Origin of the sequence: Variovorax sp. LjRoot84, from assembly GCF_964254305.1 — a bacterium.
In the GTDB taxonomy this organism is placed as follows: domain Bacteria; phylum Pseudomonadota; class Gammaproteobacteria; order Burkholderiales; family Burkholderiaceae_C; genus Variovorax.
The window spans coordinates 474,637-500,026 of sequence record NZ_CAXUTE020000003.1; the positions used below are offsets into that span (position 1 = coordinate 474,637).

Consider the following 25,390-nt stretch of genomic DNA (forward strand, 5'->3'; position numbering starts at 1 on the left):
TCGAGCATGGCGCGAACCAAGGCGGTGTTGGGCAGCGGAGCCAGGCTGGCTGACTTTCTGAGCGCCAGCCTGCTGGCGCGGGTGGTGCCGGCCGAGGTCGTGAACGCTGTGCTCGACGCCCACGGCTGCAACTCGCAGCGCGTGCGCAGCTTTCCGGCGGTGGCAGGGGCGTACTACTGCATGGCCCTGAGCCTGTACCCCGAGGCCGCCTACGAGGAAGTGTTCGCCGCCGTGTCGCAGGGCCTGGCCTGGGCCTCCGGGGCTGCCGAGCCACCCCGGGTGACCAAGTCCTCGATCAGCGGCTTGCGCAGCAAGATCGGCGCGGCGCCGATGCGTGAATTGGTCGAGCGCTGCTGTGTGCCCATGGCCGACGCCCAGGCGCATTCCCACGCGTTCTATGCCGGCTTGAGGCTGGTGGCCATTGACGGCAGCACCTTCGAGCTGCCTGACGAGGCGGAGAACGCGGCGCAGTTCGGTTACCCGGGCAGCCGCATCGGCCACGCTGGCTACCCGCAGGCACGATGCATGGTCCTGGTGGAGTGCGCCACGCACGCGATCCTGGGCGCCAACCTGGGGCCCTACCGCAGCGGCGAATGGGAGCTGTTCCAGCCGCTCTTGCCCCGCCTGGAGCCGGGCATGCTGTGCCTGGCCGACCGGGGGTTCAACGGCTTCGAGCACTGGCAGCAGGCGCAAGCCACGGGGGCGCAGTTGCTCTGGCGCTGCGTGGGCAACCGCCAGTTGCCCGTCCATCGCATGCTCGACGACGGTTCGTACCTCAGTGCCATCCATCCCACCGGTGTGAGCCGCAGCGAGGCGATGAGCCAAGCCATCGTGGTGCGTGTCATCGAATACGCCTTGCCGGGATTGACCGATGCACAACCGCGCTACCGACTGCTGACCACGTTGCTGGACCCGCAAATCGCCCCGGCGCTGGAACTGGCAGCGCTGTACCACCAGCGCTGGGAGATCGAGGGCGTGTTCGACGAGCTCAAGACGCACCTGCGCCAGAGCCGGCGCGTGCTGCGCAGCAAGACCGCGGAGCTCGTGCGCCAGGAGTTCTATGGCTGGGTACTGGCGCATTACTCGGTGCGCTGGCTGTTGCATCAGGGCGCCACGCGGCACCGAATACCGCACGCCGAGCTGTCCTTCACTGGGCATGTGCAGCTGCTACGCCGCGCACAGCCCCGCTCCGGGGCCTTTCCCCCCAGCGCGCCCGAGGCGTCGACGACGATGGTTCGATGAGCTGCTCGAAGCCTGCGCCCGGATCCGCGCCACGCGAACGCTGAACAAGCGCTCGCCGCGGATGCTCAAGCGGCGCCACTCGCCCTACGCATCATTCGACCACCACGCGCCGACGCGCGTGCCCACGGATTGCACGCCCGAGATCATCGGGCCGCCTGGACCCCGACCCAAGCCAGCCGATTCCCACATACCGCGTCGATTCAGGAGCTTTATGCAATAAACGAACAGTATTGTGTTTTGACCCAGGACGCGCTCGGCCGGCAGGGCGCAAAAGGCACAAGGCTTGTCAGTCATCGTTGTTATCCCACCAGGCGTCGGAACGACGCCCTGTAGTCGATGGGCTCCAGGTGAAGCTGCTCGGCCAGCTTGCCTTTGAGGATGTAGACCTTGGGCTCCTCGCGAAACTGGAACACGCGGTAGAGATGGAAGGCATCCTCTTTCTCTGCTGCACATTCCAGCTCATTGCGGCTTATGATGAAGGAAGAGGCATGTCCGCCATTGGTGGTTTTGACCTCGATGAAGCGATGCTCGCCCGGCCGCTCATGCGAGAGGATGTCGTAGCCGACTCCATCGCCCAGCCGATCTGAGACCCAATCCAGCTGCTGGAACAGTTCGGGATAGCCCGCCTCGGTGAGTCGCCGCTGCTCGAAACCGATCACCCACTGCTCACCTGCGCGACCGAGCGTTCGGTTGGCTTCATCGCGCTGAGCCCAATTCATCTTGCGCGGCAACCTGGGCTTTGGCTCATCCTTCTTCACCTGCACCACCGACTCGAGGCGCGGCGGTGCAACCACGGAAGCGTGGAACGTTTGCTGGGCCGGCGTCTTGACCTCCTCCATCGCATCGACCACGTGGGACAGGAGCCCGGGATGATCGAGCACAAACTGCTGGACCGCCTGCCGAAGCAGCAGTTGCGCATTGCTGCGAGGCTTATAGCCGGGGATGAATGGCAGTTCCAATTCGTGCAAGACGGCACTGATGTTCTGGTATTTCAGTTCGACCGAACCCTTGCTGCGCGCTCGAAGCTGCTGGCGAAGCTGGGCATTGAACTCCGATTTCGTGTACTGCTGCCGCGCAGCCTCCAGCCGCAGCATCTCGAAATAGGAAGCGACCGTGGCCTGCACTTCCTCAGCGGTCCAATCCTCGCCAATGCGCACCACCTCAAAGCCCAGGCGCTGCAGCTTGGGGACGACAGTTGCCTCGCCGCCGGAAAAGTCGCTGGGCTTGAGCGGCCCCTCGTCAGGGAACTGGTAGCCGAAGGCGGCACCAATGATGGCCTTCGAATCGCACAGCTGCCCAGTTCTGCCATCGCGCACCAGAAAGTCACGGGACTTCCCAAAACCGTAGCGCGACAGGAACGCGGTCCGTCCAAGGCGAACAAATTCGTCCAGGGCAGCTTGAACGGCAGCGGAGCTTTGGAGGCGCGTGAGTTCAACGGCCATGAAGGTTCCAGGGCATCTGCTTCATTGTCCGCAATGTATCCGGTCGATCGACCTTTGCAGGAGGCCCGCGGCCGCGGACAGTGTGCATCTGGTCACGAACCAAGCGCCGAGATGGGCGCCAACCGCACGCGCACGCTTTCGACACGAGAGCTGTACCGGATCGGGCAGGCGCCAAAAGGTCGCCCGGTGGCGCGGTGACTGATCAAAGGTAAGCCAAGGCCAAGGATGTGCCACTGGCCGGGTGATTGAGCTGGCGGCGGGAACTGCCAGTTTCTGCACACCAAGGGGGTGAGCAACGCGTGGCCCTATTGCGGTGGAATCAGTTTCTGTTACAAGCAAACACTCCCCCACTCTCGAGCTGTTTGCCCGGCCTCCGTTGGACACGCCCGTTGTCGATTCCCTGCGCGCACGCGCTCGGCGCATTGCCGCCGAGGGGCGGCTTGTTTCCATCGACGTCGAAGCTCATCCGGAGAAAGGCGATCAGATCTTCGCGATCGGTGCCGTCCGTTCAGACCGCGCCGATGCTTTCAACAGCGCCTGCTCGCCCGCCAAGACAGTCTCGGTCGCCGCTTCGCTGAACAGTTTTGCCCGCGAGGGCAGGGCGCTGTTGGGACACAACCTCAGACGCCACGATGTTCCGCTGCTGCGCGAACAGCTCCCACAGCTCGAATGCCTTCGCTTGCCCGTGCTGGACACTCTGGAGTTGTCCGCCCTGGCGTTTCCCCGCAACCCTTACCACCGGCTGGTCAAGGGCTACAAGCTGCTCACCGATGAACGCAATAACCCGACCAAGGATGCACGGGTCGCGCTCAACGTACTTGAGGAGGCCATCGAAGCACTGCTGGAGACGGCTGTCCAGGAGCCATGGTGGCTGGCGCTCCTGCACTTCCTTCTACGAGACGACGAGGGTATGGCCGCGCTGCTGTCCCAAGTTCGGGAGGAGACGGCGCCTCCCGGCGAGACGGCTGGGCGGCTTATCGCGAGCCGCTTCGCCGACCGCTGCTGCGTCACGCGGTTGAGCGAACTGGCGGTCGACGTTGCAGGGTCATTCGAACGTCACGACCCATGGTCGGTTGCGTTTGCCCTCAGCTGGATCCGGGTCGCCGGCGGCAACTCCATCCTCCCTCACTGGGTTTTTCATGAGCTGCCCGCCGTCCGGCAACTGATCGCCGAAATGCGAGAGATCGACTGCGGCCAGCCCGACTGCCTCTACTGCCGCCAGAACCACCATCCCGAGTCGCTCCTGTCGACGCTTTTCGGCAAGCCGAGCTTCCGGGCGCATCCGGCAGCGCCCGACGGCACATCCCTTCAGCGTGCGATTGTCAGCGCCGGATTGGCGCGCGAAAGCTTGCTGGCCGTCCTGCCTACCGGTGGCGGAAAGTCCATCTGCTACCAACTCCCCGCCCTGGTCCACTATCGCCGCTCGGGGCAATTGACCGTCGTCATCTCCCCGCTGCAGTCGCTGATGCGCGACCAGGTGGAGAACCTGATGAAGGCCGACATCCAGTGTGCGGCCACAGTCAACGGAATGCTCACCCCGCTGGAACGGCGGGATGTCCTGGATCGCATCCGCCTGGGGGACATCGGCGTCGTGCTGGTCTCGCCCGAACAGTTCCGAAGCCGAACCTTCGTCGAAGCGATCCGCATGCGCGAGATCGCCGCCTGGGTGTTCGATGAAGCACACTGCCTTTCAAAATGGGGGCACGACTTCCGCACGGACTACCTCTACGTCTCTCGTTTCATCCGGGAGCAATTCCCGAATCAGGCGCCGATCGCCTGTTTCACCGCCACAGCCAAGCCCGACGTCATCGAGGATCTGTGCGGCCACTTCCAGGAAAGCCTTCAGGTCGAACTGAGGACTTTCCTGGGTGGCCACGAGCGGACCAACCTGTCCTATGCGGTGGTGCCCACCTCGGGTGGAGAGAAGCCTCAGCGCATCGTCGAGCTGCTGCGCGATGGCCTGCGCCAGGAAGACGCGGCCGTGGTGTTCTGCGCCACGCGCAAGAGCGCTCAGACCATTGCCCAGATCGTCGCGCAGCAGGGCATCTCGTGCGGCTGCTATCACGGCGGACTCACCGCCGACCTCCGCAAGGAAACCCAACGTCAATTCCTCGATGGCGAACTGCAGGTGATCGCGGCCACCAACGCCTTTGGCATGGGGGTAGACAAGCCCAACGTCCGCCTGGTGATCCACGCGGAAATCCCCGGCTCCCTGGAGAACTACCTGCAGGAGGCGGGCAGGGCGGGGCGCAATGGTGAGGAGGCCAGATGCGTCCTGCTCTTTGATCCACAGGATGTGGAAACCCAGTTCCGCCTGTCATCGACCTCCCAGCTGTCGCAGCGGGATTTCATTGGGCTGCTGCGCGCCTTGCGCGATCAGGCGAAGAAGCTCGGCAAAGACGAGATCGTCGTTTCGGCGAAAGAGCTTCTTGCGCAAACCAGCGGCACCAGCATCGACGTCGATGCACCGGACGCCTCCACCAAGGTGACCACCGCCATCGCCTGGCTGGAGCGGCATGACTTTCTCAAACGCAACGAGAACGCCACAAGGGTATTTCCGGCCAGCCTCCGAGTGGCTTCATTGCAGGAGGCCAAGGATCGGATCGAGAAGGCCAATCTTCCCGTCGGCGCTCAGCAAAAGTTCATTGCCGTGGCCACGGCGCTGTTTCGTTCCGAGACGCCGGAGGGCCTGAGCACCGACGAGCTCATGCTGGATGCCGGCATCCGGCCGGAGGAATGCTTTCGCATCGTCCACCAGCTGGCCAAGTTGGGGATTCTCGTCAACGATCTCGGTTTGACGGTGCGCCTCCTACGGGGCGTCCGCGGGGCCTCCATGTCCCGCCTGGAATTCCTGTGTGCCATGGAAAGGGAACTCCTAGAGCTCATGGCGGAGCACGCGCCTGATGCCGACCAGGACGAAGCGCACCAGCACCTGAATCTGCGGGCGGTCTGCACGGAGCTGCGAAGCCGGCTCAAGCTGGACGACGAGAAGGTCCAGCTAGACCCCGCGCAGGTGCGGGCCTGCCTTCGATCGATGGCCGATGGCTTCGGCTCCGGAAATGACAAACGCAGCATGATCCAGCTGCAGTCGCTCGGTGACGACACGCTGCGGGTGACCCTGCGTCGCCCATGGGCCCAGATCCGCCGGATCTGCGAGCTTCGACGAGCCGTCGCCCAAGTCACCCTCGAGCGCCTTCTGGCCGAGGTTCCAGACGGCGTCAAAGGCGCGTGCCTGGTGGAGTGCAAGGCCCAGGCGCTGATCGACGCATTGACCGACGACCTGGCCCTGAAAACCCAGCTGCGTGAGCCGGACGTGGCCCTGGAGCATGCGCTCTTGTACCTGCACCAGACGCGCGTGCTCGAGCTGGACAAAGGGAGATCCGTCTTCCGCTCCGCGATGACCATCCGAATGGAAGGAGACACGTCCAAGCGCTTCAACCAGGCATCCTTTGCACCGCTGGAGGAGTTCTACAAGGAACGAACCCTGCAGACGCACGTTATGCACGAGTACGCCAAGCTCGGCGTCGAAGACCCGGCGAAGGCGCTGGACCTGGTCAAGGCCTATTTCACCCTTCCGCACAAGCAGTTCCTCAAGGAATTCTTCCGCGGACGCGCGGACCTGCTGGAGCGCAAGACGACGGACGAGTCCTATCGCCGCATCGTCGACGATCTCCAGCATCCAGTGCAGCAGGCCCTGGTCACGCAGCCAAGATCGGGAAACCACCTGGTCCTGGCCGGCCCCGGTTCCGGCAAGACGCGGGTGATCGTGCACCGCATCGCCTACCTGCTGCGGGTGCTGCGCGTGAGCCCAGGACGCATCATTGCCCTGGCTTACAACCGCGGTGCGGCGATTCAGCTGCGCCGGCGCCTGCTGGCCCTGGCCGGAGAAGACGCGCGGGGCGTGCTGGTCATGACCTACCATGCGATGGCGCTGCGCTTGACCGGCACGAGCCTGGCGGGGGCGGAGCGCACCTCCAGCAGCATCGACTTCAAGAAGGTGCTTCAGGACGCCATCGACCTCCTCGAAGGCAAGAGCTCGGCCTTGACCGATACGGACGAGATCCGCGATCAGCTACTGCAGGGCTACGAATACATCTTCGTCGATGAGTACCAGGACATCGACGAGCAGCAGTACGCCCTGGTCAGCGCCTTGGCCGGCCGCCGGCGGGCCGACGCTGACACCAAGCTGAGCATCATGGCCGTCGGAGACGATGACCAGAACATCTACTCCTTCAAGGGCGCGAACATCGAGTTCATTCGGCGCTTCCAGGCCGACTATGAGGGTGAGCTGACCTACTTGGTCGAGAACTTCCGCTCCACCCAGTACATCATCTCGGCAGCCAATCACGTGATCCAGCGCGCTGCCGACCGGATGAAGATCGATCACCCGATCCGCATCGACGCCCGGCGCAAGGACGATCCGCCAGGCGGGCTATGGGCGGAGCTGGACGAGGAGAGCCACGGCGCGGTGCGGCTAATCACCAGTCCGCCCGCCGCCAACCTGCAGGCCCAGTTGGTCTATACCGAAATCCAGCGCATCTTGCGCGTCGATCCGGCGGTGAAGCTGTCAGAGATCGCGGTGCTCTGTCGCACGCACGCCCCGCTGGAGAGGATGCGGGCCATCTGCGACATCGAAGGGCTGCCTTGCGAGGTGACCGGGCCGGAAGCGGCGAAGGGGCAAATCTCGTTGATGCGAACACGAGAGGGATGGGCGCTTGCTCAGGTGCTGCGCCGACGTCAGTTGCGCATGGTGCGCATCGGCGCGTTACGCAGGTACCTGAACTGGCAACGACGCGCTCAACGCAAGAATTCCGCGCTGCAGGACTTGCTGGACATCGTCGAGGACATCACCTCGACGCTTCAGGCAGACATCGTGCCCGCTGCCGAAGTGCTCGATCTCTTGTACGAAGCCGCGGCAGAGATGCGAAGAGACGGCCGGGAAAGCGCCGTCAAGCTGATGACGGCGCATGCCGCCAAGGGTCTGGAATTCGATCACGTTATCGTGATGGACTGCGCCGACTGGCGCTGGGACCAGGAAGATGAGCGGCGACTTCTCTATGTGGCCATGACGCGCGCCAGACAAACGCTGACCTTGATGCGGGCGGAAGGCGGGCGCAACCCCTATCTCGTTGATCTCGGGACAGTGGGCGGCGTGCAGGATCGACTGCCACTCGTTCGACCTCAGCATCGCGCGGATCTCGAACGCCGATATGTCATGCTGGGTCCTGAGAGCCTGGATATCGGATTTGCCGGCCGCAAGGCGCCGGCACATCCGGTCCACCGAGCGATCGCGAACCTACGCCCCGGGGACCCGGTCGAGGTGAAGGGCCGACACGTCTATTCGAGCTCGGGCCAGGAGGTTGGCCGGCTGGCCACACGCGTAGATGAAATTCCCCTCCAAGGACGGGTCGCGTTCGTGGTGGCGGTGATGGTGCGAACGCGGTTTCAGACGCCAGAGGAGTACTGGCCTTCCTTGCAAGCGGATCAATGGGAGACGCCGCTTTTGGAAATAAAGTTCGGCGGCGGAGATACTCCGGAGGGTCGCATGGAAGCGCAATCGATCCGGGACGGCTGAGGCAGCAAGTCCCGGGCATACGAAGAATATGGGAGAGAGATGGTCAGTCAAGCTCTGCGGGCGATCGCGCTCCTGCGCCCGTCAGCCGGTCGATTCCTTGCCGGCTTGGTTTTCAGCGCCGGCGCGTCGCTATGTTCGTTCCCGGTAATCGCGTTTCAGATCGCGCCCCTGGGTTCTGAATTCGAGTCGAAACTGACCAACGAGCCGGAGGCGTCATTGGCTCGTACCGCCGGACGACTCGGCATCCTCATCAAGGGACCAGTCCACGAAGAGATCACCCAATTGGGAATGGGTTGCCCCGTCGAGCCGCCTTCCGGCCTCGTCTCGAACGCGGAGTGTGGGGTGCGGGACCGACCGTTTGCATCAGCCTACGTGATCTATGGAGTGCGTTGGAACGATCTGCCGCCCTTTCGGTTGTCTTCGGAGGAGGGCAATTGCACCTACCTTGGCAAGTCCTGCAATGTGTCGCAGACCATTCGGTTCTCAACGCAACCGCTGTGCTGGTACTGCCTCTTCAAAGATGCTGAAACCAAAGCCCGGAGTCGGCGGATCGTCGGTTGCAGCAAGGAAAAGGGGGTGCTGCGCGGCAATGTCATGACGCGCTCGCACTTCGGTGACCTGCAGTTTCTGCATGCGATGGCGAGCGAGGAAGGCGTGCATCCGGGAGCGACGCGCGCCAAAGTGCTCGACTGGTTGGAGTTTGCCTGGAAAGTTTCGTCGCGCGAGATCAAGGCCGACACCCTGCTGCGCGACCTCAGAATTGCCGCCATTCAGGAGCATTTCGGCTGCACAGAGTGGCGCGTCGTGGATCTTTACGTCTTAGGACAGCAGGACAAACTGGGGCGGTACTTGCACCAGGTGGCGTTCGGCTCCGTTCTGCATACGGTCCAGGATTCCTTTGCCGGAGCGCACGCGTCACGCGAGGGGCAAGCTCCCGGAGGGCTATGTCCAGGCACAACTCGCGACCGGCCGCCGAGGGTCGTGGAATTTCACACCTATGGAGCCCAAGATGGATCACTTCACGATGAGCATGACAGCCGTGATGCGATGACGCGGGTGAATGCGGCCGATCGCTGGCCAGAAGCCGTAGAGGCAACGCGCAACCTCGCTCAATACTACGAAGACAACGCCACCTGGAGTGATGTCCAGCCTTACATGCAATGCCTGTTTGAGCTGGCGGATGATCGCCGGGACTCGTCGCCGGGTGAGGCCTACCGGCGCCGTTAGTGCCGGCGAGCGGTGTCGTTTCGCTCGACGCGTCCCGACCGATCCCTTTCCTGCGGCACTCCACGCGCGCCTCCCTGTTCCTCATCCCCATCTCTATCTATGGCAATCACCAATCCACTCAGCCTTGTTAAGCTTGAGGCATACGACAAGATATTTTCGACCACCTACGAGGACAAAGCGATCCAGTCGCGCGGAGAGTTCCTGCAGGCGTTCCCACTGGATACATTAGGGAAACTGGATCTTGAAGACTACGTAATCGGCCGCCAGTCACCCACCTTCTGTACTTTCGTCGAGGCGAGGACCCGGGCATGGGCAAGCATCAATGGCTCTCCCGCGATTAAGTTCGGCATCTACTTCGGCGGAATCAAGGGCGACAAGACGAAGAAGCACCGCTTTTCAAAGAAGTTCGGCGTCACCGAGGCCGTCGCTTATGACGCCGTCAAGGCCGCACTTCGAGAGCTTGGACAGTTGGCGAGCAGTCCATCGATACCCTTCGAGGCGATCGACAAGAATCCGCTGTCGCAGATGCTCAAGGCTAAGATCCTGAGCCTGTATTTTCCGGACAAATTCCTCAATGTCTGCAGCGCGAATCACCTCGAGACTCTCGCGCAGAAGCTAGGGATCGGCGATGGCCTGGCGCTCAGCGAGATCCAGCACCGACTCCTGGACGTGAAGAAGGGCGATGCAACGACAAAGAACTGGAGCAATCCCAAGTTCATGTCGTTCCTGTATGCCACCTATATCGACGAGCCCGACACCGGCGGCGACGAGGTGGTCAAACCTCGCAGAAAGACCAAGCGACGTGTGAACTTCGAAGAAGTCCAGAAGCTCAGGTCCGCAATCGGCGAGGCGGCCGAGCAATTTGCGCTCCAGTGGGAGAAGCAACGTCTGCTTGGCGCGGGCCTCGGCCACCTCATCTCCAAGATCGATGATCGGCGCGATCGACCATCCTACGGCTACGACTACCTGAGCCACAGCGCAGTCGGACGGGAGCGATACGTGGAGGTAAAGGCGGTCGGCCGCTTGCCCGGCGGCGATGGCCACCGCTTCTTCCTCTCTGACAACGAACACGTTGTATCCCTCTCGCAGGACCATGCACTAAGCTACTTTTTCTACCTAGTCTTCTTCGATGGCAAGGCGAAACCTGAGCGCGTTGTTGCGTTGCCTGCGGCAGAGATGTATGACCGAAGCGAGATAATGCCAGCCGCGTACGTTCTGCGCTTCGATCTCGCCGGACCAGCCGATTGACTCCGCCGCATTCGGGCATGTTCCTGCACACTAGCCGCACGGCCTCGGCCCGGAGCGCACCGGTTCGCGCGCAGAGACGTGGCGCTCGCCCTGCGCGGTGAAGCCAATGGTGCGAACGGCCGGAAAGAAGAGTGGCTATCGGTGTCGGGTACTGGCAACTGGGCGAGCCCCGATCGGCGGCCGAATCAAATGCTCATGTCAATCGTCGTTGCGGGCTGAACCGAGATTCGGGTGTGCAGTCGGGCTTGGAAGAAGGTCGCACGGACACGCCATGCTTCGTCTATGCGATCGCGGCGAGGCTTCCAGTACCGCAGCTTCAACCTTGTAGGTTCCGCGTGCCTGGAGCCGGGCCATGACTTCGGCCGAATGCCAAACGGATGCGGCTCCTTCGTGTACAGGGGTAGGGAAGGGGGAAGGTCGTCGTGTGCCCACAACGTCAGCGAAGTCGGCACGCAAGCGGAACGCGTGCTGACAGCCTTCACGAAGAGCTGCTCCGCAATGTCCATGATGGGCCAGAGGGTGTTCAAGGACGCTCTCCAGGCGGATCCCTTGTTCTGGCGGGCATGCATGGACGAGTGGAGTCAAGGGCCCGGCTACAGGAGCCGGGTCGCTGCTCACAACCGAGATTGATTCGACAACGAAGCTCGCAGGAAGATGGAGGTAGAGCGGAAGGAATTAGTCGCCCGGGAATGGGCTCGTGCTTTGTCCAATGTCACCGCGCTGCTCGAGCCGAACCAGTGAGGCGGTGTGCTCGACTGGTTCACGGCCCTGCAACCCGATCGAGTTGCGGGGAGCAGTAGGGGCGGACAGCTCTGTAGGAACGACATTGCGCAAAGAGCAGCGTCAACCCTCTGAACAATCATGTGGATCTTGGTCAGCAAACGCGTCCCGAAGCATTGACTTCAGCTCTGTCTTGTCGTTCTTTTGCAATGCGTCGCCGCCGACTAGATAAGCAACTTCGGCGTGTTCCTGACCCTCGCTTGGCTCATGCAGTACTTGAAAGCCATGGCCGCGCGCATTACGGATGGCGCGGATCGAACCAACGGCAGACGAGATGGCGCCCTTGTAGGTCCAAGCCGGCTTATCGACTCTCTTCGTCTTCTGCCGTTCACATCCAGACCGATGGACGTCGTCGATCGCAGGCTTGTACTTGCGCCAAACGACAGATTCAGGCTGGCCAGCAGGGAACTCAAAAACGCACTCCCATTTCAATTCGTCATCGGCGCTGACCTTGTGTGGCGCATCAATGAGACGGCTTACTACGTCCTCGTCGGGAATGTGTTCTACAGGCTCTGCCAAGCCGCACCTAGTAAGCGAGCAGTGCGTCCAAAATCGGCTGCGGCATCAAGTAGCCGTCGAAAGCCAAGTCATCAAAGTAAACGGCATCTGGTGAACCCGCATTGTCCACGCAGTGCAATCGTGCGTCGTCCACAGTCACGAACATCTTGCGTTGCTCCGTTGCCCAAGCGAGGATGATGCCGCCTTCCCCGTCGGGTGCTAGCTTTGGAAGGGTAGTGTCACGGGGGAGCGCGTCGATAAGAAGCTTTGCGGCGAGGCGAGACGTCCGAGAAATGTATGGGCTCTCTGCGTTTTGCGCACTCCCGTCGAGGTACATCTGCTCAACAAGTCTTGCCAGCCGTGCTCGCTGAGACTGATTGTCAAGGATCTCCATCGTTGCAGGCTCGCCAGGGCTAACCGCAATGTCCTCGACTTCCTGCTCTTGGATCACGAAGGTCGATGCAGCAAACTGATCTCGATGTCTCCCGCGACGAACCCGTCGATGGATTGAGCGAAAGGCATCAGGCTCGGCTATGCCGATCCCCTCGAAGTCGCTCCAAGTCGCACCGTTGGCTTCAAAAAAGGTCATGCCGTTCTGCCCCATTGTTGCTGCATTGAAGGTGACGTAATGTCGGCAAACCCCTGGGTAATCCAATGGTGTGCCAAGTCAAACCACTCCTTACGCGCTTGGATGTCCTGCCGCTTCGGCGAACCCCGAGCCGTGAGATCGAGGCGGACCATCGGCTGACCGGTACTTGTGCGGCGCGCCGTTTGAGCAGTCGTATGAAGACGCCCAGCACCGTCGGGCAACTGATATGCCGTTTGCCAGTTAACCAGTTCTGGCTCCGGCAAAAATCGAGTCGTGTCGCTTCTTAAATGATCGATGAGCAAACGCGAAGGCGACGCAGATCGTTCGCTCGTGTCGATCGCATTGACATAGGTCAGTTCAAGCTGTGTAACCCGAGGTTGACCCAATCCAAGTTCGCCAACGAATACAATGAAATCCGCGAACGCAGCGTGGAAGTCATCAATGATCAAGTCATAGCTTGGATAGTGGTCACCGTCGTCGATGCGCTTCCAGTTGAACAGGAATCGGTCGTCCTGCAGCTGAATGAGCTTTCTGCCATCCTTGGTCACGAAGAACGTGCGACGAAGCGGTGCGAGCTCCAGGACTTGAAGCTCAAAGCTAGGCGACACAGTAAGAGGGCCTTCGATGGCCTGCGCAATCGGGGGGTTGTCTGTTGTGTTTGGAAACTTATCGCGAACTCGCGACCAGTACAGTCCAACGTGCGCCGTTAGAAGGGGTTTCGGCAGCTCAAAGGACAAGCCACAAGCCACTTCCACGATGGGCGGGCGGTCGAACTTGACGGGCTTCCGTGTAGCGTCGGGCATCTGCCTCTGTGGATTGAGTTGATAAAACATTCTAGGGTATTACACCGACCGCCCGTCGTGCCCCTCGGGCGAAGGCGTGCAGTTTTTAACGGCGCTGGGTGAGGGGGCACAACGCAAGTTTGAAGCCTTGCCAACGCCTACCCGGTAGCAATAGCAAAAGAGTGCTACATTTTTGATAGCAGCCGTCGTGTTTGATTTGATTGCGGCGGTAGGCCGTACTGAGCTTGAAGCAGTGACCACGGATAGTGAGCCCCCGATGTGTGGAAACACTAACGAACGGCGGCCAACGCCGAAAACCTCCCTCGCTCTCCCGCCTTAAGGCTTCCGCCGCCGACGTGCGGAGGTGTCTCTCTTCACAGCTGACTTGCTGATCAATGCCTCGGCCAGCATCCGCCGCGTTGTCTCGTGCGAGGCTTTTTCCTCGTCGATCCGGCCCTGGAGCGCTTCGACGCTCGCCGCGAGCGCTTCGGCCTGCGTTCGTGCCTGCGCCAGCTCGATGCCTTGGGCGGCCAGCTGCTCGCGCAGCCCGGCCTCGGCTTGCCGCGCCGCTTCCCGAACCTGATGCAGCCTCTCGAGCTCCGCTTCCCGGCGCGTTGCCGACGCTTCCTCGCTCTTGGCTCGCCGCTGCTGCTCCCTGGCCAACTCGGATTCCAGCACCTTGGCCGCTTGCCTGGCGCGATCCACCTCCGCCAGCATCCGCCGCTCCTGTACAGCGTGCCGCTCCTCGGCCTGACGCAGGTCCTGATCGCGCACCAACATCGCCTCGGCGTGTTCCCGACGCGTCCGTTCCTGGGATTCGCTCGCCTGAGAGAGCAGGGCGGTCAGCCGCTTGATGTCGTCGTCCAGGCCCATCCTCACCCGGTGCGCCTCGATGGCGTGCTCCTTGAGCTGCCGCTCCAGCGTTTCGCGGGCCTGCTGCGAGGAGGCCAGCGCCGAATCGAGGCTGACCCGCGCCTGGGCGAAGGCTTCCTCGCGCTGCGCGAGCGCCGCCTGCGCCTCGGCCAACCCGTCCTCGCGCACCTGAAGCTCCGAGCGCACCGATTCCAGCTCGCCGCGCTGAACTTCCTCGGCTTCCCGCCGCGCCGTCTCCCACAGGAGGCGAGTCGCATTGCGAACGCTCACGGGGACGCCGTCCGCATCGTTGCCCGCCAATAGGTTCGCCGAAGGGCTCGCGCCGCCGGCGATGCGTTGCCCTAATGACGCGAACCAGCGCTCGAGCATCGGGCTGACGGTGTTGGGCGAGCCCCGGCCGATCTTTTGGCGCACGCGCTCGATCGTGGGCCGCAGGCCCTCATGAAGCAGCAGGTCGGCCGCGCCCCAGACGTCGTCTTCCTGGATGCCTCGGGAGAATGTTTGTCGAATTTCAGCCATTTGACCCTCGTACTTTTGCAAAACGACCGCCCTGCCCCGTCCAATATTTACCATCGATAAGAGAATGTTATCGTGACTTATCTGTGTATGATGTAGCAAATCATACGTCATACATATGAAACCATGAAGCCAGCAGCTCTGCAAGAACCAGGATTGGTGCCTGCGCCGCAGCGCCGGCTCGTGCTCGATCCCGCGCGGCTCACGGGAATGGCAGAGGACGCCGCGCGCGCGCTGATGCGCGAAGGCGAATCGGCCAACACCCGGGCCTCGTACGGCTCGGCCATGCGCTACTGGTGCGCCTGGTACGCCGCGCGCTATGGCCAGGCGCTGCGCCTGCCGGTTCCGGTGCCGGTCGCCATCCAGTTCATCGTCGACCATGCGGCACGCTCGGCCGCAGCCGAAGGCGCGGCGTCCCACGCCAGCCTGGTCACCGAGTTGCCCGCCGACATCGACCAGGCCCTGGTCGCCAACGGCTACAAGACGCGGCTCGGCGCGCCCGCGCTCAACACGCTGGTGCACCGCATCGCGGTGCTGTCCAAGGCGCACCAGCTGGCCAAGGCGCCAAACCCCTGCGCCGACCCGCTGGTGCGCGAGCTGCTCGGCCGCACGCGCCGTGCCTACGCCAAGCGCGGCGCGCGCCCGCACAAGCAGCGCGCCCTCACCAAGGATCCATTGCAGGCCGTGCTCGCGACCTGCGACGACTCATTGCGTGGCAAACGCGATCGCGCCCTGCTGCTCTTTGCATGGGCAAGCGGTGGGCGGCGCCGCTCGGAGGTCGCCGCGGCCACCCTCGAAAACCTCCAGCGCGTCGACGCAAAGTCATATCTCTATACGCTCGCGCATTCCAAGACCAACCAGGCCGGCGCTGAGCGACCCGAGGACGTCAAGCCGCTGGTGGGCAGTGCGGCTCTCGCCATGCAGGAGTGGCTCGCCGTGCTGACGGGAAAAGGGATCAAGGAAGGCGCCCTCTTCCGGCGCATCCGCAAGGGCGGACATCTGGGCGAGGCGCTGGCGCCAGCCGCGGTGCGCGACATCGTGAAGGAGCGGTGTGCGATGGCGGGGGTCGAGGGGGGTTTTAGCGCGCACTCGCTCAGGGCTGGGTTCGTGACGGAGGCCGGTCGGCAGAACATGTCGCTGCCCGAGACCATGGCGATGACGGGGCACCAGAGCGTGGCGACCGTGATGGGGTATTTCCGCGCCGAAAGCTCGCTGAACACCAAGGCTGGCCGGATGCTCGACGAGGATTGAGTCTGGACGTCCAAGCTGTGCCGGCCGGCAAGGGCGAGCAGGGTTGCGCGCGTTCTTGTAGAGCCCCTGGCCGCCGGCGCGACCATTGGGATCGAGCTACGCGGCGACACCCAGGCCCCCAGCGCCAGACGGGAATCGCTACCAGCAGACCGCACCCCGAAAACCTAAGCGGTCTTGAGCGCGCGGCCGCGGTCGCGCCAAAGAAAAAGCCCCGTGCATTGCTGCGCGGGGCTCGAAGCGGATCCTTGCGGGATCCGAGGAGACAGGTGCGATTGTAGGGTAAACCCTAGACATCTGTGTATTTGGGCCTCAGGAACACTCAGAGGCCGGTCCGCACGCAGTGAGGCTGGGGAGTTCACGGCGGTGCTGCGCAGCGACAAGATGCGCGCACCTTGGAATCTCAGAGTGGCCCGGCGATCGCCAGCACACCCGCCGAGTTCGCCATTCTCATTCGCAGCGAGATCACAAGCTGGAAGACGGTGGTCGAACAGGCGGGCGTCAAGCCAGAATGACGTCCCCATGACCACCGCTTTGGAGACGATCCGCTCGGTCGGTGCGGAGGCCCTGCCGGCATTCGTGGAAGCGGTGCGCAGCGCCGCTCCGACGCTGGCGCTGTTCCATGCACTTGACGAAGGCCTGGCGCGGTCGCCGGGCCACCGACTGCTAACCGTGCTGATCTATTTTCGCGACAATGGCGAGTCGCAGCGTGCCTATAGCAGCCGCCCCGACGATTACCCCATGGGCGGACGCAAGACACTGGGGCAGGCGCCGCGCATGCGACACGTACTGGCCACCACCGAACCATTCATCGGACACACGCGGCAGGACATCATCGACAACTACCCCTACCACCAGAAACTGCTCGCGATGGGCTGCGGAAGCATTGTGAACATGCCGGTGCGTTGGGGATCCGAAGTCCTGGGTACCGTCAACTGGACCCGCATGCTACAGCTGCTGCTTTGACGTCGGCATCACTGTCCAATTGCTGTAGCAGTTGCCTCTTCGGATTCGCCAACGGCGAATGAATGAAACCCCGTCTCACGACCGTTCTTTTCGTCGTGCCACATTCCCTGCCGGTTGACGTTCAGCCTTAACAGTTCAGGGCGTGAGTAGTGTCCCGCTGTATCCAACCAGACCTTAACGAAATTCAGTTGATCAAGGTCGATCTCACCTACAACCAACTTCTGCTCCGATCCGGTGTGGGGCTCCGCAAGGTATGAGCAGAAGGGATGGATTACGGCGGACCAGCCCCCTCCTTCCTTTACATGACTTTGAGGTCCGAGCTTGCGCTCCATCCAATCGAGGCAAGTACGGTCTACTGGGTTACCCGCAGAGATCACAAAACACTGTCCTGTGAGCGCGTGGGTTTTCATCATTGCATCAATCTGAATGTCGGCGACGGCCTCGAAGCCAGCCATGGTTGAAAGTCCAGGCCATGCCGCCGCGTGAATCTGGATGCCGTCCATGATCAACGCTTGACGCGCAAGATTCATGGTGTGCTCCCAACAAGCCAGACCTCCGAGGCGACCAAGCGTGCTGCTGTAGACGCTCAGCGTTTTGCCACTTCCTTGAGCCCACACGATTCGCTCGACGTACGTCGGCTGAAGCTTGCGATGCACCCCAAGCAACGTGCCATCCTTGTCGATGAATGCTTGTGAATTGAATAGCGTCTTCGTGCCTTCGAGACGCTCACTAATTCCCATGACTACAGCAACGCCATGTTGTCTTGCAACGTGTCGCAGGCGCTCAATCTCAGGCCCCGAGATCTCGACAGACTGATCGATGTACTCCGATAGTGCAGCGCCCTGGTCCAGAGGGGGGTAGCACTCGATCCAGTAGGGATAGCCGGGGATAAATGTCTCTGGAAAGACAAGCAACTCAATACCTGCGCCGCCGGCCTCTTTGATGAAGTTGCAGGCTTTCTCTACCGTGGCGTTCTTGTCCATGAAGACAGGAGCTGCGTGTACGGCGGCAGCTTTGAATTTCATTTTTCAATCCTTTCGTTTTCAATGATTGAGCTTCGGCCTTTTGGTCGAGCTGATTCCGACGGCAGAAGAAATGCCCACTGATCACGCAGCCTTCTCGAAGAGCGACCGTCATACCCACGCACCACCCTTGGGCTCACGGCGCCCATGGACATCTGCATGCGTCATTTCGTGTAGTGAACATAACATCAAAGTGTAGTGATCGCCGAATGAAATAAACCTAGGCAATACCCCACCCCTACTACGGCGCCCGGCGTAGCGGGCCTGAGAACCCCCTGTGCTTCCGGGCCCAGATCGAAGATGGCGGCGCGCTGATTGACGTGCGCGATCGCGCCTACTTCAGCTTGAGATGCCTGTCTGCGAAGGCCGCCCTTTCGCCGTACCTCAAATCACTGCAGCCGGCCTGCGGTGGGGGCTCGCACATTAGTTCCGGAGCGCTCTTTGGCTTGCGGAGAGGCGCTGCAAATGTGTGTGGGCAATCAGCTGGCGCGATCAGCGCTCCGCTGGTCGTCTGATCAAAGAGGGGACCGGCTGGCGTTGAGCACTGAGCGTTGAAGGCGAGAGACTTACGGCCAATTGATGCTGGCGTGACGAAAAATGTCCGCCCAGCGACGAGCGCGAGGACGCTATGCGCTTAATGCTCCCTGACGCTGAGCAGTCCTACGGTTCGCCGTCAGAAGAGGCACACATCTTCTCAAGCAGATAGACCAGCGCCACCCGCTCAGCGGTATTGAGCGCACCAAATGTCTGCTCCGTGATGCCTTCAGCCATGGCGATCATCTCCCTAAGGAACTGATGCCCCTTCGGCGTGAGCGAAATGGACAGCTTGCGTTTGTCCGAAACGTGTTCCGCGATCGCGAGCAGCTCTCGCGAGGAAAGGCGCTCGACCACGCCTCGAATCGTCGCCTGATCGATCGAAGTCTGCGCAACGATCTCGTTGAGCGAGCAAGAGCCCAAGTCACCCACGGCGCAAAGCGTGACGAACTGAGGCATGGTCAACTGGGAGTCGGGGATCCCTTGCTGAAAGAGCGCGATGTGGCGCTGGTATGCACGGCGCAGCAAGTGTCCTACCTGCTGTGTCACCTGATAGGGTGCCGAGATCGCCTTGGTCGTTTCCTTGGCTGACTGTTGCGGTGGTAGGGCTGCGGCTTCAGCGGCTCTCCGGTTGTAACGCGGGGTCTTTGGCTCCGGAGCAGACCCGAGCGTGGATTTCACTTGATTCGAGCGCATGCGCTGTATTCTATTCGTGGCCTCGGTGAGGCATTGCGACCATGCTTCGTCGGTCCTGTTAAGGTGGTGTTACCGCTGCGCGGGGGCTCCGTGCGTAGGGGCCGCACGCACACGCGCCACCTGAGCCGGAAGGTCGATCCACTCTGGCGCCTGCGGTGCGAAACGCTTGCGCATGTAACCGGCCAGTTCGGCGATTTGGCTGTCGTCCAGCGCATCACGGAACGGGGGCATAAAACCAATTTCCTTAGTGGCGGGCTCCCGCACGCCATCGAGGATAGTGTGCAGCAGGTTGTCCGGCCGGTCGCTCGTGAGTTGGCTGTTGAGCGCCAGTGGCGCATTGACGCCCAGGAGCTTGGGCCCGTCACCGTCGTGATGGCACGAGGCACAGGCTGAATCGAACATCCGCTGGGGCTGGCCGAGCAAGCGCTGTTTGCCCTCGGCCGCAGTCTGTATTGCTCTGGCTGCAACGGCTCGTGGATCGGTCGGTGCCGGGGTGTACGACGCGAGATAGGAAGCCATGGCGCGAATGTCGGCAGCCGGCAACTGCTGGAGTTCATGCACGACTTCAGCCATGGGGCCACCGGCCACACCATGACGAGGTGAATGCCCGTGGCGAAGATAGCTGTAGAGCGCATCGGCGTCCCACGGCACGGCAGACTTGGACAGTGCAGTGAGCGCCGGCGCCTCCCATCCGTCGATCATCGCACCGGCCAGGAAGCTGGTGCCGCTTTTCTCGGCGCCCAGCGCGTTGCGTGGCGTGTGGCAGGCGCCACAGTGGCCAAGTCCATTGACGAGATAGGCGCCTCGATTCCACTCGGCGCTGCGCGTTGGATCGTCACGGTACGGCTGGCTGTCGTGGAACAGCGCATTCCATCCGGCCAGCAGCGGTCGCACGTTGAAGGGGAAGCGCAAGTCGTTGGGTGGCGTCGGCGCGTTCACCGGCGGCAGCGACATGAAATACGCATAGAGTGCCTGCAGGTCGTCATCGCTTGTTTTCGCAAACGCGGTATAGGGGAATGCCGGATACAGGTGATGTCCCTCGCGCGACACGCCTTCTCGCATGGCGCGCTGAAAGGCAGTGAAGGACCAGCGGCCCAGGCCCGTTTCGGGGTCCGGCGTGAGATTCGTGGTGTGAATGTTGCCGAACGGGGTTTCCATTGCACGGCCACCCGCATTGGCCACACCGCCCGGCGCGGTATGACAGACGGCGCAGTCGCCGGCGGCGGCGAGCAATCGTCCGCGCTCGATAGTCGCGGCGCTGTATGCCGGCACGCCGAAGCTCACAGGCGCGATGGCCGAGCGCCACCCGAGCAGACCTGCCGTGACACCGATGGCGCCGACAACAAGAGCGGCAGCACCGGCCCACAGCCCTTTGTGGCGGGGCAACTGCGCATCCGGCGGCAACTGCGGTAGCGCGGGGAGGAGCGACACCGGGGTGCTCGCCTGGTCGGAGGCCGCGAATGGCAGCTGGTTTAACGCAGCCAGCACCTTCTCTGGCGTGAAGGGCGGCTCCCGAAGCCGTACACCGGTCGCGTCGAAGATGGCGTTGGCGATGGCTGCAGTTCCGGGTACCGAGGCGGACTCGCCTGCGCCCAATGGTGGTTCGCCGGGCCGCGCCATTTGCACGACTTCGATGACCGGGACTTCGCGGAAATTGATGATCGGGTAACTGCCCCATTCTCGACTGGCAACGACACCAGTAGGCAGCACCCCAGGTACCAATTCATTCGCGGCAGTCGGCCGGGGCGCTTCGGCGAATCGCACTTCCTCCTTCAGCGCCCGGCTGGTGGCCTGGATGACATTGCCGTGAACTTGGTGCTCGACGCCGGCCGGGTTGATGGTGAGCCCGGCATCATGGCCGACCACCACGCGGCGCACATGAACTTCACCGGTCTTGCGATTCACCTCCACGTCGGCCACCCAGGCAGCCCAGGCGGCGCCAAAGCCCGGCCAAGCGCTGTGGATGTAGCGCGCGTACGCGAAGCCCTGACCAAACAGGATGTCGCCGCCTTCGCCCAGACCTCCATCGGCGTTTTCCTGGGGGCCTCTGCGCATACGCCAGCCGGCCTTCTGAGCGGTGGCCTGGATCAGCTCGAGCGCGCGGGGATCATGCAGATGGCGCAGGCGGAACTGCACCGGGTCGACTCCGGCAGCCGTGGCCAGCTCGTCGACAAAGCTTTCGTGCGCGAAGGAGTTGGGCAGCGCCGAAACGCCACGCAACCAGGAAGCCCGAACGATGGGGGCCATGTCGTTGACCTTGACTCGCAGGTTCTCGTAGGCATACGGCGGGCGTGCGGTGCGGTCGCCCATTTCATAGGCCTGCGCCGAGGGCTCCACCGTGCGGGTAAGCAGCAGCGCAAGGGTGGGGGCACCATTGCTCGGATACGAGGTTTCGAAGTCGTAGGCCTCGAGGCGCCCCTCTTCCGAGAGGGCGCCGGCCACCTCCATCAGCTGCGCCGTGCCCTTGGGCTCCCACTGGTGCTCCTGCTCGCGGGTCAGCTGCACGCGCACCGGTGCGCCCGCCGCCCGCGCGAGCAATACCGCGTCGGCTGCAACGTCGTCCGCGCCGTTGCGACCGTAGCAGCCGGCAGCTTCCATCCGCACGACGTCGATGTCCACGTCGCGCAAGCCAGTAAGCATGGCGAGGTCGGCGCGCAGCACATGCGGGTTCTGCGTACCGGCCCAAACCCGAAGATGGCTGCGTTCATCGGGCTGCCAATGTGCTACGGCACAGGAGGGGCCGATCGACGCATGAAGCTGGTACGGCCACAGGTAGGTGCGCCGCATCGGTTGGCCGGCCGACAGGATGCCATCGACGTCGCCCTCGTCGACCAGCCGGCGCTGGGTGGCGGGATTGCTGCGGATGGCCTGTGCGATCTTGCCCTCGCCGGCCAGGTCCGGCATCCCTGGCCACGGCTTCCAGGTCACGAGCAGCTCACGCGCCGCCTGCTCGGCATGCTCTTCGCGATCGGCCACGACGCCGACGAAATCGCCAATCACCACCACTGCGCGGATGCCGGGGATGTGAACGATCGAGCTCTTGTCCACAGCTTGCAGCGTATTGCCGACGAAATCGCCGTGGTCCGCGCCAGCGTAGGGAGGCCGCACCACGCGTCCGTGAAGCATGCCGGGCAGCCGCATGTCGTGCACAAAGACAAGTTCTCCCGCCAGCTTGGCAGGGATGTCAACGCGCGACTGAGACGTGCCGACCAGTCTGTAGTCTTCTGGACGCTTGAGGGAGGTGAGGAGGTCCAGTTTCAGCACGGTGCGCTGACCGGCGACCAGCTCGCCGAATGTCAGCTCAAGGTGATCGCAGCGGACGACACCGTGTTCGACATTCAAGGTCTCGACAGCCACGCCGAGTCGTTCGGCTGCTCGCGCCAGCAACCACTTGCGTGCCTGTGCCGCAGCGGCTCGCAGAGGCTGCGCATGGATCTGGATCGTGGCACTGGCGATGGTGGCGCCCTGGTTCGGTACGCGTGCGGTGTCTCCCAGCGCCATGACCACGCAGTTCAGGTGGACATCCAGCTCCTCGGCCACGATCTGGGCCAAAGCCGTTTGGATGCCGGTGCCGAGGTCGACGCGGCCGTTGAGGGCGCTGATGCTACCGTCGTCCCACACGGACAAGAGAACCTCATCACCTTCCACTGGATTGCCGGGCACGGTCGTGGGTTGCCCCTTCACGGGCGGCTGTGATGACGGCGTCTCGCGCACAATCACAAGCGCACCGTCGGCCGAGAGGAAGTCGGAGCGGGTAAGAGGCGAGGCGGCGCGAAGCGACGACTTGCTCATGGACGAATGCCCTCGGTGGACATGCGCGCGGCTGCGAGTTCAACCGCGCGCAGGATCTCCACATGGGTGCCGCAACGGCACAGGTTGCCAGACAACTCGGCTCGAATGCGTTGCGGGTCCGGATGCTTCTCGCGCGCCAGCAGAGCTGCCGCCTGCATCACCATGCCATTAAGGCAATACCCGCACTGCGCAGCCTGTGCATCTTCGAACGCTTTCTGAACTGGATGGAAATGCGCGCGGTTGCCGAGTCCTTCGAGCGTAGTGATGCTGCGCCCGGCCACACCATGCGCCGGAATCACGCAGGCACGTGCCGCCTGACCATCCACATGAACCGTGCAGGCGCCGCACTGGCCGAGCCCGCAGCCGTACTTCGGTCCGTTCAAGCCGAGTTCGTTGCGCAGCAGATGAAGAAGCGTCGCTTGTGCCGTGACGTCGACTTCGACTTCACGACCATTCACGGTCAGAGACAACATTCTTGATTTCCTCAGTCTCGCTAGCGCCCCAGCAGGTTGTGCCGAGCGCTTGAAGTGGCGCGCCCCGCTACGCAGCAGCTTGGCTCGGGCGACCACGGTTGTCTATCGGAGCGCAGAGATGTCGGCCAAGGCCTGCTGCAGTGGCATCACCGCGGCGTACTTCTGCGCCATGTCGAACAGATTCGCCTGGTGCGGGCCAATGGCTCGATCACCCACACAGTCCGAGACCACCAGCGGGCGGAAACCGCCTTGCATGGCATCGACGACACTTGCACGTACGCAACCGCTCGTCGTGCTACCGGCGATCAGAAGCGTTTGCACGCTCCGTTGTGCGAGCCATGCCGCGAGCATCGTCCCGTAGAAGGCCGATGGCGTGCTCTTGCGAACCACGTATTCCCCAGTCGACGGGGCGAGCTCAGGGACGATCGCGCTGTTGTGGCTGTCCTCCTTGAGCGTGAGCATGCCGGGGACCTTCAGGCAGAAGATGTTGCTGTCGGCGTCATCGTCGGAAAAGACGATCCGGCTGTGCGCAATCGGCCACTTTTGGCTGCGTGCGCGGGCAAGCAGATTCGTGGTCTGGGCAATCGCTTCCGGAATGTTCCCGCCGCCGAAGACAGCCGGATTCGCAAAGCCATTGACGAAGTCGATGATGAGCAGGCCGAAAGGCGGTTTCAGCGAAAGGGGCGTTCCAAAGCCTTGGCGGGCATACGCAGAAACATCACCTTGCGCACTGTCCGTCGGAATGGACTGCGAAGAGGGAGAGAACGCCTCGTTCATGCGAGCCCCCTTGGCGCGGCAGCCCTCGCCCGGCCCTCGGGGTCCTGGACCACTCCGTTGATAACGGTTGCCTCGCCATCGAGCTTGACCGTGCAATGCCGCATCGGAATGTCGATGTGGCAGGCGGTCGTCCGGGTTCCGCCGGCCTCGTTGTTGGGGCCCAGGGAGAACAGGAAATTTCCCTCGAAAGCGCGGGCGTCCATTCCGATGGTTGCTTCGCGGTTGTACTGCGCCAACGTGGACCAGTGCGCACGGGGCTGGAGGCCCCAGCCAATGTGCGACATGGCGTAAGCCTCGGGATCATCGAACGATGCCATGTACTCGGAGAGCAACTCGGCATGCAAGCCGCCCGTGATGGAGCGCGCATAGCCGTCGCGGATCACGATCTCGATGGGCTCGGAAACGTAGCACTTCATCGGCAGCAGAATGGCACCACGGTCGAGGACGATGCGCCCTTGCGTGCCCCCCTCGTTGGGCCACGTCAGTGCGAAGCCACTCGGCCAATGATCCCAGCGGCCAGGCTCATCGACGAAGCCGTACTCGGCGATGGCCGGAAACTCGCCGAGCGGGCATCGCAGTTCAGTGCCGCCCTCGGACGAGATCACCATCTCGCGCGCCTGCCGAATGCGATCGGTGGCGCGCAGCACACGCTCGCGGTCCGCTTCGGTCGGCACGATGCGGCACAGTATCTCGGGCGGCTCGACCGCGAGCAGGATCTTCGTCCCTGTCTTGAGGATCTCGTGTTGCTCGGGTGAGAACAGCAAGGTCATCAGATCCAGGACAAGGTCGCTCGCCTTGAGCGCGGCAATCGCCGCCTGATTCCCTGTCAATGGTGTCGTGCCCAGATACGCCAGCGCGTCGCGGCTCAGTGCCTTTTCGGCGTTGACCGGAGGAAGCTCCAGGCGGTTGACGCGCGCGCCCAAGTCGCTGGCTGCCGCAGTCGCACAGCGCAGCGTCTGCGCATTGGTGTCCGCGCCAGTGAGCACGGTGACCGTCTGTCCCGCTTCCAGCTTGGATAGCGTGAGAACTTGCTTCCAGGCTCGGATCAGATCGATATCGCTTACAGACATTGGAAGCTCCTTGAAGAAAAGGGTCGGGGAGGGAAAGTGA

Annotated in this window: 17 protein-coding genes; 6 read left to right on the forward strand and 11 right to left on the reverse strand. The window is 62.7% G+C overall.

The genetic code is table 11. The features are described from left to right. Positions 1-6: 6 nt before the first annotated feature. Entirely contained in the window at positions 7-1,242 is a 1,236-nt protein-coding gene (locus ACSQ9I_RS40615; RefSeq protein ID WP_436317498.1) for an IS4 family transposase, read from the forward strand. 299 nt (positions 1,243-1,541) lie between these two features. Here the strand turns inward: ACSQ9I_RS40615 and ACSQ9I_RS40620 are convergent, their stop codons facing one another. After that, positions 1,542-2,684: a DUF3883 domain-containing protein gene (locus ACSQ9I_RS40620; protein WP_436317499.1), complete on the reverse strand. Its 1,143-nt coding sequence runs from the start codon at positions 2,682-2,684 to the stop codon at positions 1,542-1,544. A 376-nt stretch (positions 2,685-3,060) separates the two neighbouring features. On the opposite strand from ACSQ9I_RS40620, the gene ACSQ9I_RS40625 reads away from it, so the two are divergent. The 3 genes from ACSQ9I_RS40625 (at position 3,061) to ACSQ9I_RS40635 (ending at position 10,734) form a co-directional block, all read left to right on the forward strand. Further along, on the forward strand, positions 3,061-8,259 hold the full coding sequence (locus tag ACSQ9I_RS40625; protein ID WP_436317500.1) for a RecQ family ATP-dependent DNA helicase: 5,199 nt from the start codon (positions 3,061-3,063) through the stop codon (positions 8,257-8,259). Between the two features lie 39 nt (positions 8,260-8,298). Then, positions 8,299-9,486, forward strand: a complete 1,188-nt coding sequence (locus ACSQ9I_RS40630; protein WP_436317501.1) for a hypothetical protein — start codon at positions 8,299-8,301, stop codon at positions 9,484-9,486. Positions 9,487-9,585: 99 nt separating this feature from the next. Continuing rightward, positions 9,586-10,734, forward strand: coding sequence for a DUF3883 domain-containing protein (locus tag ACSQ9I_RS40635; protein WP_436317502.1), 1,149 nt, complete (start codon positions 9,586-9,588; stop codon positions 10,732-10,734). Between the two features lie 843 nt (positions 10,735-11,577). Here the strand turns inward: ACSQ9I_RS40635 and ACSQ9I_RS40640 are convergent. The 4 genes from ACSQ9I_RS40640 to ACSQ9I_RS40655 all read right to left on the reverse strand — a co-directional run bounded on the left by ACSQ9I_RS40640 (position 11,578) and on the right by ACSQ9I_RS40655 (position 14,775). After that, positions 11,578-12,033: a hypothetical protein gene (locus ACSQ9I_RS40640; RefSeq protein WP_436317503.1), complete on the reverse strand. Its 456-nt coding sequence runs from the start codon at positions 12,031-12,033 to the stop codon at positions 11,578-11,580. A gap of 7 nt (positions 12,034-12,040) precedes the next feature. Further along, entirely contained in the window at positions 12,041-12,601 is a 561-nt protein-coding gene (locus ACSQ9I_RS40645) for a hypothetical protein (protein ID WP_436317504.1), read from the reverse strand. After that, positions 12,598-13,434 carry a TIGR04255 family protein gene (locus ACSQ9I_RS40650; protein ID WP_436317505.1) on the reverse strand — a complete coding sequence of 279 codons (837 nt, stop codon included), beginning with the start codon at positions 13,432-13,434 and terminating at the stop codon, positions 12,598-12,600. Before ACSQ9I_RS40650 ends, ACSQ9I_RS40645 begins: the two co-directional genes overlap by 4 nt. 285 nt (positions 13,435-13,719) lie before the next feature. After that, positions 13,720-14,775 carry a DNA-binding protein gene (locus ACSQ9I_RS40655; RefSeq protein ID WP_436317506.1) on the reverse strand — a complete coding sequence of 352 codons (1,056 nt, stop codon included), beginning with the start codon at positions 14,773-14,775 and terminating at the stop codon, positions 13,720-13,722. A gap of 123 nt (positions 14,776-14,898) precedes the next feature. On the opposite strand from ACSQ9I_RS40655, the gene ACSQ9I_RS40660 reads away from it, so the two are divergent. Both ACSQ9I_RS40660 and ACSQ9I_RS40665 read left to right on the forward strand, forming a co-directional pair. After that, a complete protein-coding gene (locus ACSQ9I_RS40660) occupies positions 14,899-16,023 on the forward strand; it encodes a site-specific integrase (RefSeq protein WP_436317507.1) in 1,125 nt (374 codons plus the stop codon). Between the two features lie 519 nt (positions 16,024-16,542). After that, a complete protein-coding gene (locus tag ACSQ9I_RS40665) occupies positions 16,543-16,986 on the forward strand; it encodes a hypothetical protein (protein WP_436317508.1) in 444 nt (147 codons plus the stop codon). 8 nt (positions 16,987-16,994) lie between these two features. Here the strand turns inward: ACSQ9I_RS40665 and ACSQ9I_RS40670 are convergent, their stop codons facing one another. The 6 genes from ACSQ9I_RS40670 to ACSQ9I_RS40695 form a co-directional block, all read right to left on the reverse strand. Beyond that, complete coding sequence (locus ACSQ9I_RS40670; RefSeq protein ID WP_436317509.1) at positions 16,995-18,011, reverse strand: carbon-nitrogen hydrolase family protein; 1,017 nt, start codon at positions 18,009-18,011, stop codon at positions 16,995-16,997. A gap of 657 nt (positions 18,012-18,668) precedes the next feature. Then, the gene (locus ACSQ9I_RS40675; RefSeq protein ID WP_436317510.1) at positions 18,669-19,238 is read right to left on the reverse strand and encodes a MarR family winged helix-turn-helix transcriptional regulator; all 570 of its coding nucleotides are present in this window, start codon (positions 19,236-19,238) and stop codon (positions 18,669-18,671) included. Between the two features lie 69 nt (positions 19,239-19,307). After that, positions 19,308-23,030 carry a molybdopterin cofactor-binding domain-containing protein gene (locus tag ACSQ9I_RS40680; protein ID WP_436317511.1) on the reverse strand — a complete coding sequence of 1,241 codons (3,723 nt, stop codon included), beginning with the start codon at positions 23,028-23,030 and terminating at the stop codon, positions 19,308-19,310. Continuing rightward, on the reverse strand, positions 23,027-23,503 hold the full coding sequence (locus ACSQ9I_RS40685; protein ID WP_436317512.1) for a (2Fe-2S)-binding protein: 477 nt from the start codon (positions 23,501-23,503) through the stop codon (positions 23,027-23,029). The genes ACSQ9I_RS40680 and ACSQ9I_RS40685 overlap by 4 nt, the downstream gene beginning before the upstream one ends. A gap of 102 nt (positions 23,504-23,605) precedes the next feature. Continuing rightward, positions 23,606-24,280: an isochorismatase family protein gene (locus tag ACSQ9I_RS40690; protein WP_436317513.1), complete on the reverse strand. Its 675-nt coding sequence runs from the start codon at positions 24,278-24,280 to the stop codon at positions 23,606-23,608. Further along, a complete protein-coding gene (locus ACSQ9I_RS40695; RefSeq protein ID WP_436317514.1) occupies positions 24,277-25,350 on the reverse strand; it encodes a 2,5-dihydroxypyridine 5,6-dioxygenase in 1,074 nt (357 codons plus the stop codon). The genes ACSQ9I_RS40690 and ACSQ9I_RS40695 overlap by 4 nt, the downstream gene beginning before the upstream one ends. Between the last annotated feature and the right edge of the window lie 40 nt (positions 25,351-25,390).

Excerpts from the sequence above, each read along its gene's own strand:
- ACSQ9I_RS40650 (WP_436317505.1), bottom strand. The coding sequence starts at position 13,434 with ATGTTTTATCAACTCAATCCACAGAGGCAGATGCCCGACGCTACACGG.
- ACSQ9I_RS40645 (WP_436317504.1), bottom strand. The coding sequence starts at position 12,601 with ATGACCTTTTTTGAAGCCAACGGTGCGACTTGGAGCGACTTCGAGGGG.
- ACSQ9I_RS40615 (WP_436317498.1), top strand. The coding sequence starts at position 7 with ATGGCGCGAACCAAGGCGGTGTTGGGCAGCGGAGCCAGGCTGGCTGAC.
- ACSQ9I_RS40695 (WP_436317514.1), bottom strand. The coding sequence starts at position 25,350 with ATGTCTGTAAGCGATATCGATCTGATCCGAGCCTGGAAGCAAGTTCTC.
- ACSQ9I_RS40630 (WP_436317501.1), top strand. The coding sequence starts at position 8,299 with ATGGTCAGTCAAGCTCTGCGGGCGATCGCGCTCCTGCGCCCGTCAGCC.
- ACSQ9I_RS40685 (WP_436317512.1), bottom strand. The coding sequence starts at position 23,503 with ATGTTGTCTCTGACCGTGAATGGTCGTGAAGTCGAAGTCGACGTCACG.
- ACSQ9I_RS40680 (WP_436317511.1), bottom strand. The coding sequence starts at position 23,030 with ATGAGCAAGTCGTCGCTTCGCGCCGCCTCGCCTCTTACCCGCTCCGAC.
- ACSQ9I_RS40635 (WP_436317502.1), top strand. The coding sequence starts at position 9,586 with ATGGCAATCACCAATCCACTCAGCCTTGTTAAGCTTGAGGCATACGAC.
- ACSQ9I_RS40620 (WP_436317499.1), bottom strand. The coding sequence starts at position 2,684 with ATGGCCGTTGAACTCACGCGCCTCCAAAGCTCCGCTGCCGTTCAAGCT.
- ACSQ9I_RS40670 (WP_436317509.1), bottom strand. The coding sequence starts at position 18,011 with ATGAAATTCAAAGCTGCCGCCGTACACGCAGCTCCTGTCTTCATGGAC.
- ACSQ9I_RS40675 (WP_436317510.1), bottom strand. The coding sequence starts at position 19,238 with ATGCGCTCGAATCAAGTGAAATCCACGCTCGGGTCTGCTCCGGAGCCA.
- ACSQ9I_RS40655 (WP_436317506.1), bottom strand. The coding sequence starts at position 14,775 with ATGGCTGAAATTCGACAAACATTCTCCCGAGGCATCCAGGAAGACGAC.
- ACSQ9I_RS40690 (WP_436317513.1), bottom strand. The coding sequence starts at position 24,280 with ATGAACGAGGCGTTCTCTCCCTCTTCGCAGTCCATTCCGACGGACAGT.
- ACSQ9I_RS40660 (WP_436317507.1), top strand. The coding sequence starts at position 14,899 with ATGAAGCCAGCAGCTCTGCAAGAACCAGGATTGGTGCCTGCGCCGCAG.
- ACSQ9I_RS40665 (WP_436317508.1), top strand. The coding sequence starts at position 16,543 with ATGACCACCGCTTTGGAGACGATCCGCTCGGTCGGTGCGGAGGCCCTG.